Below are 11,476 nucleotides of genomic sequence, written 5' to 3'. Positions count from 1 at the left end.
GAGTTCGATACCCAGGTGGGTGTACACTTCTCATGCGATTTCGTCAAGTGATGCGAGTTGGATATCGTGTTCGTCCACTTGCTGGTGAATGGTTTCGAGGAGTTCAACAGCGTTCGGTCCATCGCCGTGGATACAGATACTCTTTGCAGGAACGTCGATTTCCGTCCCATCTTCGGCGGTCACTTTCCCATCGAGTGCGATATCAAGAAACCGTTCTGTAACCAGATTCGGATCTTTTGGCTCCATATGTTGTTCGACGATGAGACTTCGGTCCGGACGGTATGTGAGATCGACGTACCCTTCAAACACGGAGCGAAGTTCGTCGTACTCCTGTGCGACCTCGTAGATGTTCATGTCTGTTGCGAGGTAAATGAGGTCCTCGTTCACGTCGAGAATTCCGTCCATTACCGCCCGGGCGTGCTCATCACTCTCCGAAAGCATCGAATACATTGCACCATGGGGTTTGACGTGTTGGACGGTCGTTCCGTGCTGCTCGGCAAACGCTTGCAACGCGCCCAACTGATAGGTGACATAGTCACGGACTTCCTCGGGACTCGCGGCCATCGTTCGACGCCCGAACCCCATCTTGTCGGGGAGGCCGGGATGGACTCCGATTCCAACGCCGTGTTCAGCAGCGAGAGCAACAGTGTCGTCCATCACGTGTGGGTCCCCTGCATGATATCCCCCTGCAATGTTGGCGGAGGTGATGTACGGCATCACTTCCTCGTCTCGACCCATCGACCAGTTGCCGAAGCTCTCTCCCATGTCGCAGTTTATGTCGATCGTTACCATACCGAATACGTGGCCAGAGAGGAAGAAATAACTTCGGTCACTGACGGAGGTCATTCAGTATTCCAGTCCGAACGCTCGCAGTGCGACATGGCATCGTAACAAACACAGCGATCCGTTGCTGGTAACGTATTTCGTCTCCCGTTTCCTAGTGTGAGTATGACTAGCAGCCCACCAATCGACGATCTTCATTTTAGCGAGGCACCTGACGTCGATCACGTTCCAGGACCGCGATCTCAAGAACTCCTCGACAAACAGCGGCAGATCGACAGCGCTGCCGTCGCGTACCCAAAGAGCGTCCCGATAGCCATCGACTCGGCCAAGGGGGCAACGATTCGTGACGTAGACGGAAACACGTTTCTCGATTTTTTCGCTGGTATCGGTGTACTCAACGTCGGTCACTCGAATCCATATGTGCTTGAGGCAGTCCAAGAGCAGACGGAGAAACTCGTTCACTCGATCGATTTTCCGACCGAAGCGCGACTCGAACTCATCGATAAGTTGAACGAGATTGCACCTGGCACGCTCTCTGACGAGAATCGAGTGGTCTTTGGAGGACCGACCGGGAGCGACGCCATCGAAGCTACGCTCAAACTAGCGAAATACAACACCGGAAATACGGGACTCATAGCCTTCCGTGGGGCTTATCATGGAGCGACGTCCGGCGCACTCAGTCTCGGTGGGGGACGAAAGTACAAGCAGGCATATGAGCCGCTTCTTCCTGACGTCTACCACGTTCCGTATCCATATCCCTTCAGACAGGGCATTTCAGAAGATGATGCTTGCGAGCGGGCTTTGTCTGACGTCCGTGAACTCGTCGAAGACCCCTACAGCGGTATCGCGAATCCTGCTGGCATTTGGGTCGAGCCAATTCAAGGAGAGGGTGGTATTGTAACGCCTCCAAAGGGATTCCTCCGCGGATTAAAGCAGATAACCTCGGATAACGACATCCCGCTCATCGTCGACGAAATCCAGACCGGTTTCGGGCGAACTAGGCAGTGGTTTGCGACTGAATGGGAAGACGTGACGCCCGACATAATGCCGATGGCAAAAGCCATCGGTGGCATCGGTCTTCCGCTTTCAGCGACGATGTACCACGAAAATCTCGATACATGGGACGCGGGAGGACATGTCGGAACCTATCGTGGTAACGTCCCAGCAATGCGCGCAGGAGTTCGTGCAATCGAGTATATCCAAGACCACGATCTGCTTGCTCACGCACGTGAGATGGGAGCGAATATTCTGGATCGTTTCCGAGAGATTGAGGATAATACGCCAGAGATCGGGGAAATTCGAGGCGAAGGTCTTTTCATCGGCGTCGAGTTCGTCGATGGGGATGGAGAACCAAACAAGCCACTCATAAAAGCGATTCAACAATATTGCTACGAGCATGGTGTCTTGGTGTGGACCGCTGGGCGGAATGGAAACGTTCTTCGAATCATTCCACCACTCGTTATCACTGACAAACAGGTTGAAGTTGGAATGGATATCGTCATGGACGGGGTCGAAACTCACACCTGATCACAGTAGTCACCATTACACGATGATACGATCAGGGCACAACGATGACGGCCCCGATGCTTGGTAGTTCGAGGTACCGATGTTCCCCATTGATATGGATGACCTCTGATTTCTCGGACTATGCCCGGATATATGGTAAAATGAGAGAGTTCAGTGTTACTCTTCTGACTCTAGCGCTGGTGTCGTATCCGGAATGACACGGGGGTTTGCAATCTGTTCGTACGCGTAGGCCAGTTTCAACAATGTCGCTTCGTCATATGGTTTACCAATGAGTTCGACACCAACGGGAAGTCCCTCGTCCGTTACTCCAGCAGGTATCGACATCGCACAGCATCCAGCTTGTGACGCGATGACCGTATTCGTCGGGAATGTGAGCGTATCGAGCGCACCGGACTGCACTTCATCTGCTTTCGGTGGGACTACCTGTACATCCGGACACAGAACCGCGTCCAGTCGATGTTGAGCGAACGTATTGAGGAGGATTCGTTGGAAGGTGTCTTGAAGGACGATTTTTCGCCAATAATCTGGTTCGTCTTCCGGGTCGGTAGGACCCTCTGCAATGCCTTCGAGTAAGTCAAGAAGTTCGTGATAGAATTCTTGTTCGTAAATCTCGTCGACTGATTCGACCGGTGCGTTCGCTTGGTTCGTCAGAAATTCGTTGATATCTCGCTTCGATTGAACGAGGTACAAGGACGTTTCCTCAACGTAGTGGTCGATATCGTCGATTTGAATCGGGTCTACGATTTCTGCCCCAGCATCACTCATCAGTTCGATTGTTTCCTCAACGAGCTGGTTGACTGGCTTCGCCTTCGGATCGGAATCGTCGCCAAATTTATCGCGGAGAATGCCGATTCGAGCACCATTAAGACCATCTTCCGTAAGTTGGTTGACGTACGTCCCATCCACGTGTGTTAACTCGTTCGTGACTGTGTACGGGTCGGTTGAATCGTATCCAGCGAGTACGTCAAGTAGGATTGCAGTATCTTTCACCGTTCTGGTCATCGGCCCAGCAGTGTCCTGTGAGACAACGAGTGGCGATAGACCCGTTCTACTGATAAGTCCTGGCGTGACACGGAATCCGAAGAGGTTTGTGAACGACGCTGGCAAGCGTATCGAACCACCCGTGTCCTCTCCGATGCCAACCGAAGCGAAATTGGCAGCCACTGCAGCACCTGTCCCACTACTCGACCCACCCGGATCACGGTCGAGTGCATACGGATTTTTAGTTCGTCCCAGAACTGATGAGAATGCGAACCACGAGGTCGCCCAATCTGGAAGGTTTGTCTTCGCAAGAACGATTGCGCCAGCGTCTTCGAGTCGTTCGATAAGTGTCGCGTTTTGCTCTGGCACATAGTCTTCGAACGCCACGGAACCAAAGGTCGTCGTGATTCCCTTTGTCTTAATTTGGTCTTTTACCACTACAGGGATACCATGAAGTGCCCCAACGAAATCTCCTGATTCTCTCAATACCTGATCGAGTTCCTCGGCCCTCTCTCGGACGTCCGGATTGATCGTAATGATCGACTGAATCTCCGGACCGGTTTGGTCGTATGCTTCGATGCGTTCGAGATAGCTCTCGACAAGTTCGCGACTGTCCAAGTCTCCCTCTTCGTATGCGTGGTGGATTTGGTCGATAGTCGTTTCTAATAGTTCGAATGACGGTGATGACATCGGTATCTCCCCTAGTGAAGATATCATCTCAGTATGCATAATCCTATTGTGGATGGTGATTCGAGTGATTCTTCTAGGGAGATTCACACCCACGATTGCTATCCCTCACGAGGAATCAATTTTATAATTCGATTGAGATTACTGTCTCGTGTCAATTACACGGTCGAAATCGATCAACACCATCTACGGAGACTGCAAGGATTTTGACCTTGTACTCGTACCGAATGTACCTCTTGCAAGCGCAATAAATCGCAGACTCGATCACCCGCAGGTCGGTCCATTCGCGATCACACTACGACGGCTATAAATTAGCGACTAAAGTATTCCGACAATAAGATCGTAGGAGATCAGTGTGGATTTCTCGGAGAAATTGGAACCGTGGCTGGACATTGTGCTGTCTTCCAACCTAATCGTTATGTGACGGAGCTTTTTGCCCGTACAGTAGAGCGACGGATCACGCGTCGTCAGTTGGATCGTACGGGCGCGCGTCGTCAACAGATGGTGCCCCGATAGCGAGGATACGTGTGGCTGTTTCGGCGGTTTGAGGATTGAATGCTCGCTGCGGGCTTCCAGGATCGACAAAAAGGACTTGATCTGATTCTACAACATACGTCTCGTCGGGGGTTTCGACGTGAAGCGTCCCGTCGAGAACGTAGAATGCTTCGACTTGCTCGTCGTGGGTGTGGTAGCTCAGCCCGGACTGCTCACCGGGAGAGAGTTCATAGACCCGAAGGCCGAGCTTCGAGTTCTGATAGTCGTACCCTGCTGCAACACTGAGCGACCGGACATCGGTCGGACGGTCGTCCCACTGGTCAAGGTCGTTCGAATCGATGAGATGGTATCCCATACCTATCGCTGTCGGTGATACGTGATTAAATGATCGGACTCTAGCCTGATTCCGAGTTGACGCTAAGTTAGTATTGTATACTAATACAGAACCTTCTATAGAACAAATTCCAACAGACGAAGACATCTATCCATGTATTCCGACTGGAGTGTAACCATACCAATACACCAAGAGAGGCGGTGAGTCACTCCACCAGCATACTTCTGCCTAGTAACAGCGCACTCCCTCCGAGGAGATCCGACAGTCTAGAGCGCACAGATTCGATCTTGAAGAACCAAGCCAGAGTTAGAATCGTCTGTGTCTTTCCAACCGGTACTCTAATTTGAGTATCTTTTCGTCCACCCCATTCAGAAGTGGACTCAACGCATCGATCAATTTTCGCTTGGTTAGATAGAATAGTTCCAAACAACATATCGAGAGTTATCGCTTGGCGAAGCGGTGTCACTCGCAGAAGAGATTAACTGAGTCAGCAGTAGACATACCTTTCATCTCATTGCATAATATTGTTCTAAGATCTCTATGATAGCTAAGAACCAGGCTCTTAATAAAAGACGGTAGTCACACTTGCCTTCACTGGTGCATCATCCGGTATCCTCTCTTGTTCAAGAACCGGTCTGGAGATTCGCCATACAACAGCCCGATCACAGCGGCTCAACTTCAGCGAGTGTTGCCTGCACCTCAGACGAATCATCATCGTCGTCACCCCACGTATGGACTCAGAGAGACATAGCTTCGGTTTCGGTTCCTCATCTCCTCGCTCCTCGATGATCTCGTTGGCTGGTTCCACCACCGGTGGATTCAATAGAATCAATGACTTCAGAAGCACACAATGGATCCAGAACTCGAGTACATACCGGTCGGGGAAAAATAACATGCCGTGGGGAGTAAACACGGAGTTCACCGAGGAAGAGGGACCGGAAGTAGAGATCGATGAGGACCAAGAGAAGGTCGATCGTACAGAAGAAGGATCCGAAACCACTCAAGACTTCGATATTGACGAAGCGATTTCGAATTTAGACTGAACAAGATAATCACCCATTGTTTCCCAATTGGATAGTGGAGAATAAAGGTATCTTCTAATCTTGGAAACTCCCATGATCCATAGATTTATAGTCTTGTTCTAAACTCTCTATGATGTCTAAGACGGCTAAGAGACCGACACAAACCGAATGATAGCAGCACCACTACCAGCTAGGATCCTCAACAAACTATCGAATCAGTATCTCCACTTCACTGACTCCTCCTCAGAAATTTGTATTTTCGTGTCCTTGCTATGAACACTTGCTCTACAGCAATCTTAGAAGCAGCTCTCCGCGGTCAATCGTTGCTGCTCTTTGTGGAACTCCGGGTAGTGTCCGCGACGAGATCGGTGAGGAGTTGATCGAATTCAAATCGCTTTAGAGCACAGTAACAGACAAATCCGATCGGCAGTCCCACCATCCACGAGATATCGAGGAAGGGGATACTCACGGCTGCCCCCAACAAGAGGCTGACGAGTGCGGACATCGAGAACCCGCGAATGAACCAAAACTTCGAGCTTTTATCTACTGTGTAGAGGGACGTGATATCGGTATCGCGTTTCCTGATGATCCAGTAGTCTGCGATCAGAATTCCAAGAGCCGGACCGAGGAAGACGGAATATGCGTTGATGAACGTGTAGAATATGTTGCTCGAAAAGAGATACCAAGGGAAGGAAACAACCGACAGCGCACTCGTGAGAACGACTCCTTGGCGCCACGAAATACCGAGCGAATCCTGGAAAACGTGAGTCGGTGGGAGGATGTTGAGGGTGAGATTCGTCGAAATCTGTGCGCCCAATACGAACAGCAACATCGCACTACCGACGAGCGGATTGGGTGCGACGATCATTATCGCCTCGATCGGGTTCGCATTTCCGGTCGAGACACCAAAGACCAGCCCCACCAATAACATGAACATCATCGGTGGTGCGATACCGAAGGCATGGCCCAATACTTGGTTACGAGCACCTCCCTTTTCCTTGAGATGGCGGCTGAGGTCCGAGGCGTTGAGTGCACCCGTGATAATGAATCCGACGGCCGCCGAAATCGTCGCGTAGAACTGACTCCCCCACGATCCAGAGTAGTTGATAACGTCACTGGGAATATGCTGCGTCGTGAGAACGAGATACACCGTATATGCCAGCAACAGTCCTAGAATCCCGGCGGCGATCGAATCGAACCACTTGATGGACGTGATCCCGTTGAGTGCGAGGCCAACGTTCAGAAGGACGAATAGAACGAAGTACACCCAGACGTTTCCAAATCCCCACAACGTCGTCGTGATCGTTTGAATCGCAAGAGCCCCGATCCAGTTCCCGATACCAAGCCATCCGATGGCGGGAATAATTCGCAGATAGTTCGGAATGATCGACCCCCGAGTGCCAAATGCAGACCGTGTCTGAACGGCAAACGGGATTCCTTCTTCGTAGCCGGGGAATCCGTTCAGAATGAAAAATATCGTTGCAATGATCGTTCCGATCCCGATCGCGATGCCCGCTTGAACGAGATTCAAATTCCCGTGGGGATAAACGGCGAAAAACGCGACAGCAAATGCTTGGACGATGATCAGCGATGACCACCAGACCGGAATGTAGTGGGAGAGACCCATTGTCCGCTCGTCTCGTGGAATCGGACTCAATCCCTCGAGTTCCGTCGTATCGTTCGCGTTGTCTTTTGAATTTTCACTCATGGATTAACCACCTGATCTTGGGATACCATACACCATGCCATTGCATACACTTATTTAAAACTTCGGGTCAGAATAGGACGTTGTAAAGAATACAGAACCAATATTAGTATAATAGGCTCATTTACCGGGAAAAGACTTAATAGTGTTTGTGCCGCCATCGTTGGTATGCCCATCGAGATAGACCGGAAACGGTTTGTGGATACGATGAAAAAACAAGCCGAAATCGGTGCGACTGAAAACGGCGGACTGCATCGTTTGGCACTTTCCGACGACGACCGAGAAATTCGTGACTGGTTTTACGAGCAGATGGACGACGAGGGCCTCGACATTCGCATCGACGAGTTCGGAAACATGTTTGGCCGACGGGAGGGACGGAACCCCGAAAAGGGGACGATTCTGCTCGGCTCACACCTCGATTCACAGCCATACGGAGGGATATACGATGGTGCACTTGGCGTCATTGCTGCCCTCGAGTTCGTTCGTACGCTCAATGACGAGGGAATAGAAACCGAACATCCAGTCGAGATCGTCAACTGGACGAACGAGGAAGGGTCACGGTATCAACCTGCGATGCAAGGAAGTGGTGTATGGGCCAGTAACCACGACCTAGCGGAGGAATACGACAAAACAGACGAAGATGGGAACCGATTCGAGGACGAATTGGAGCGAATCGGATACAAAGGGGATGTACCGGTAACTCCGACGGAGAACTACGACGGCTACTTCGAACTCCACATCGAGCAGGGACCGTATCTAGAGGAGAACGACATGGACGTTGGAATCGTTACGGGCATCGTCGGTTTTACTTGGGGTGCAATCACCTATTATGGAGAAGCCGATCACACAGGGCCCACGCCCATGCATTACCGCAGTGATGCACTCATCGGGGCGGCGGACGTAATCACACAAATTCGGCGAATAGCGAATTCGCTTGGGGAGCGAACCGTCGGTTCGACCGGTTTTATGGATGTTCAACCGAATTCGATCAACATCATCCCTGGTGAAGTCACGTTCACGTGGGGCTTTCGTGACCCAAGCGATGAGGTCGTCGAAGACGCCTTCGACCGCGTTCTTGCCGAGGCGGAGATGGCAGCGGAACGAGAAGGGCTCGACTGGGAATGGGAAGAACGCATGCGTGCCCCATCCGTCGACTTCGCCGAGAGAAACATCGTAGCGGTCGAACGGGCCACGGAAAACCTCGGATACGACGCGATGCGGATCTTCAGTGGAGCAGGTCACGACGCCACACACGTTGCCGATATCATGGATACGTCGATGGTGTTTGCCGTCAGTGAGAATGGAAAAAGCCACTCCGAGGAAGAGTACACGAGCTGGGACGACTGCTATATGGCGGCAAACACGTTTGCGAACGCCGCACTCGAACTCGCAATGGAGGACTGACCATGGCAGATCCACAATTCGATCGCGTTGGAATCTGGAATTGGGAGCGCGAAGATATCGCCGACGAAGTACGGTATGCCCAGTATGCAGAATCCAAAGGATTGGACTCGGTTTGGCAGGGTGAGTCGCGCCTCGTTCGAGATGCGATGACCGTCATGGGCGCATATACGCAGGTCACCGACGAGATAGACATCGCCCCCGGTGTGACGAACTGTTATACACGGAACGTGGCGTTGATGGCCCAGACGTTCTCCACGCTCGACGAACTCTCCGGGGGACGGATGAAGCTCGGCATCGGTGCCTGGTGGGATCCCCTCGCATCAAAAGTCGGCATCGACCGCAAGAACCCACTTCGGAGAATGTGGGAATACTGTACTGTGGTCCGGAAATTGTTCGACCTCGAGAACGTGACTTACGAGGGTCAGACTCTCAACGTCGAGGACATCGAACTCGATCTCGTCCGTTCGGACGCTTCACCACGGGATGTCCCGATATACATCGGTGCCACGGGCCCAACGATGCACAAACTCACCGGTGAACTGGTAGGTAACGGAATTGCAGGCGGTGTATTCATGAACTATCTCATCCCACCCGAACACAACGAACTCGGCATGCAGAAGCTCACGGAGGGAGTCGAGAAACAAGGTGGCTCGATCGAGGACGTCGATCGACCACAGTTGATTGCAGTCTCGATGGATGAGGACCGCCAACGAGCGATCGACCAAGCCCGTGGACTGGTAACCCAATACATCGGACAGCAGCCACACATTAGGAAGGGATCGGGAATCGCCCCCGAACTCGGTGACCAAGTTGAGGCGGAATTAGGAAGCTGGCCCGCAACGGCCGAGGATATCGAACGTGCAAGCGTCCTCGTGGATGACGATATTGTGACGAACGTGGTCGCTGCAGGGACCCCAGAGGACGTCGTCAGTCGTGTACAGGATTATTGTGACGCAGGATGTACGGAGCCCGTTCTCTACTCGTTAGGTGATAACGTAGAGGAAGTTATCGACGTCTTCGCAGAGTTCAAATCGGAATAGCAATCACTGCGAGTTTCGGTTGCTCACTGTGTATTCCAGTCAGGGACCTCACGTTCGATAAACTGCCCATATCCTGGGTCTCCGACGACTTCCCCGTCTTCTGCGACGACTTCACCTCGGACGAGGGTTTTCTTCACGCGACCGGTGACCGTTCGTCCTTCGTAAATCGAGAATTCGGCTTTGCTGACGTTGTTGTCGGCAGTGATGGAATACGTTTCATCCGGATCCATGAGAACGATATCCGCGTCCTTCCCCGTCTCCAACGCTCCCTTCTCCGAGAGTCCAAACGTGTCGGCGGGGTTCGTAGCCATCACTCGTACCACGAACGACGGTGAGAATCCTCTGCGATTCACTGCTTCATCGTAGAACACCGGTAAACTGACTTGAAGGGCGTTCGCTCCAAACGCACTATCCCACCAGTTTTCGACTTGTTTCTGATCGAGTCGATATCCACAATGGTCGGTCGAGACGACACTCAAACAGCCGTTGTGAAGATGTTCGAACATCGCCTCGATGTCATCCGGCTTTCTGATTGGCGGTGCAATCATGGGGAGATTGCCCATCTCCTCGAAGATCGAATCGTCGAGCGTACAGTAATGGGTGCACGTTTCGGCACGAATCATGCTGCCGTCGTCTTGGAAGTACTCCAGAATGTCGGCCGCTTTTCGACACGTCGTGTGTATTCCATAGTACTTCATCCCTGCTTCGACCGCCATTCGCGCCGCATCCTCGGCCGCCATGGCTTCCGCGTAATCCGGACGTGATTTCGGATACCATTCCGGATCCCCTTTTCCTTCCTCTTTGAATTGTTCGGTCAGCGAGTCACAGATCGATGGGTCTTCCGTGTGAAACACACCGACGGCATCTTCCGCCGCGATATGCTGTATGGCCCTGTTCATGAATCCGTTCGAAAGGCCGTGCTCGTATGCGGTGAACATCTTGAACGACGTCACACCAGCATCGATTACGTCGGGGATTTCATCGAAAACGGCGGGGTCCTCTCGTGTGATTGCACCGTGAAGACTGTAATCGACCAGCGCATCTTCCCCTTTCTCCTGCTTTCGCTTGACGCCTTCCAGTAGCGTCCCGTCTTCGTCCCAAATTCCCATCTCACCGTCCCATGCTTGCCATGCAAAGTCGATGTATGAGGTCGTCCCACCGACAGCAGCGGCACCCGTCGCGGATTCGTAGCTATCGATGGAGAACATATCATCGATGTGGACGTGTGGATCGATCACGCCGGGCATTACGAGTAAACCGGATGCATCGATCGTTTCGGATGCGTCCGGTAACGTTTCATCGGTTCCGATACCGACGATTTGCCCGTCGTCGATCGCGATACTAGCGTCGGTTTTTCCTGTAGCAGTTACCACTGTTCCACCGCTAATTATGGTCTCAACTACCATGGTAGGAAATAACTCTCAATGGTGAAAAGTATTGTGCTCAATGAAACAATATTATACTATATTCTTTCTTATTATGAACTAATTACGGAGGA

At 51.9% G+C, this 11,476-nt stretch carries 8 protein-coding genes; 3 read left to right on the top strand and 5 right to left on the bottom strand.

Annotated features, from left to right (window positions below; all coding sequences use genetic code 11):
- Positions 1-30: 30 nt before the first annotated feature.
- Positions 31-792, bottom strand: a complete 762-nt coding sequence (locus tag A4G99_RS19855) for a LamB/YcsF family protein (RefSeq protein WP_066147476.1) — start codon at positions 790-792, stop codon at positions 31-33.
- Positions 793-948: 156 nt separating this feature from the next.
- Here A4G99_RS19855 and A4G99_RS19850 point away from each other — a divergent pair, with 156 nt between their 5' ends.
- Positions 949-2,310 carry an aspartate aminotransferase family protein gene (locus A4G99_RS19850; RefSeq protein ID WP_066147474.1) on the top strand — a complete coding sequence of 454 codons (1,362 nt, stop codon included), beginning with the start codon at positions 949-951 and terminating at the stop codon, positions 2,308-2,310.
- Between the two features lie 156 nt (positions 2,311-2,466).
- Here the strand turns inward: A4G99_RS19850 and A4G99_RS19845 are convergent, their stop codons facing one another.
- From A4G99_RS19845 to A4G99_RS19830, 3 genes are all read right to left on the bottom strand, one after another.
- A complete protein-coding gene (locus A4G99_RS19845; RefSeq protein ID WP_223302050.1) occupies positions 2,467-4,020 on the bottom strand; it encodes an amidase in 1,554 nt (517 codons plus the stop codon).
- Between the two features lie 415 nt (positions 4,021-4,435).
- The gene (locus A4G99_RS19840) at positions 4,436-4,828 is read right to left on the bottom strand and encodes a cupin domain-containing protein (protein WP_066147472.1); all 393 of its coding nucleotides are present in this window, start codon (positions 4,826-4,828) and stop codon (positions 4,436-4,438) included.
- 1,317 nt (positions 4,829-6,145) lie between these two features.
- Positions 6,146-7,537: a cytosine permease gene (locus A4G99_RS19830; protein ID WP_066147469.1), complete on the bottom strand. Its 1,392-nt coding sequence runs from the start codon at positions 7,535-7,537 to the stop codon at positions 6,146-6,148.
- A gap of 165 nt (positions 7,538-7,702) precedes the next feature.
- Here A4G99_RS19830 and A4G99_RS19825 point away from each other — a divergent pair, with 165 nt between their 5' ends.
- Entirely contained in the window at positions 7,703-8,938 is a 1,236-nt protein-coding gene (locus A4G99_RS19825) for a Zn-dependent hydrolase (protein WP_066147467.1), read from the top strand.
- Positions 8,939-8,940: 2 nt separating this feature from the next.
- A complete protein-coding gene (locus A4G99_RS19820) occupies positions 8,941-9,978 on the top strand; it encodes an LLM class flavin-dependent oxidoreductase (protein WP_066147465.1) in 1,038 nt (345 codons plus the stop codon).
- A 23-nt stretch (positions 9,979-10,001) separates the two neighbouring features.
- Here A4G99_RS19820 and A4G99_RS19815 read toward each other — a convergent pair whose 3' ends face one another.
- Positions 10,002-11,384: a dihydroorotase family protein gene (locus A4G99_RS19815; protein WP_066147463.1), complete on the bottom strand. Its 1,383-nt coding sequence runs from the start codon at positions 11,382-11,384 to the stop codon at positions 10,002-10,004.
- Positions 11,385-11,476: the final 92 nt, after the last annotated feature.

Source organism: Haladaptatus sp. R4 (assembly GCF_001625445.1).
Lineage (GTDB): Archaea > Halobacteriota > Halobacteria > Halobacteriales > Haladaptataceae > Haladaptatus.
Note: the sequence above shows the minus strand (reverse complement) of the source record. Positions and strands in the feature narration are given on the sequence as shown.

Coding starts and splice junctions, on each gene's coding strand:
- A4G99_RS19825 (WP_066147467.1), top strand. CDS start 7,703: ATGCCCATCGAGATAGACCGGAAACGGTTTGTGGATACGATGAAAAAA.
- A4G99_RS19815 (WP_066147463.1), bottom strand. CDS start 11,384: ATGGTAGTTGAGACCATAATTAGCGGTGGAACAGTGGTAACTGCTACA.
- A4G99_RS19840 (WP_066147472.1), bottom strand. CDS start 4,828: ATGGGATACCATCTCATCGATTCGAACGACCTTGACCAGTGGGACGAC.
- A4G99_RS19845 (WP_223302050.1), bottom strand. CDS start 4,020: ATGCATACTGAGATGATATCTTCACTAGGGGAGATACCGATGTCATCA.
- A4G99_RS19850 (WP_066147474.1), top strand. CDS start 949: ATGACTAGCAGCCCACCAATCGACGATCTTCATTTTAGCGAGGCACCT.
- A4G99_RS19855 (WP_066147476.1), bottom strand. CDS start 792: ATGGTAACGATCGACATAAACTGCGACATGGGAGAGAGCTTCGGCAAC.
- A4G99_RS19830 (WP_066147469.1), bottom strand. CDS start 7,537: ATGAGTGAAAATTCAAAAGACAACGCGAACGATACGACGGAACTCGAG.
- A4G99_RS19820 (WP_066147465.1), top strand. CDS start 8,941: ATGGCAGATCCACAATTCGATCGCGTTGGAATCTGGAATTGGGAGCGC.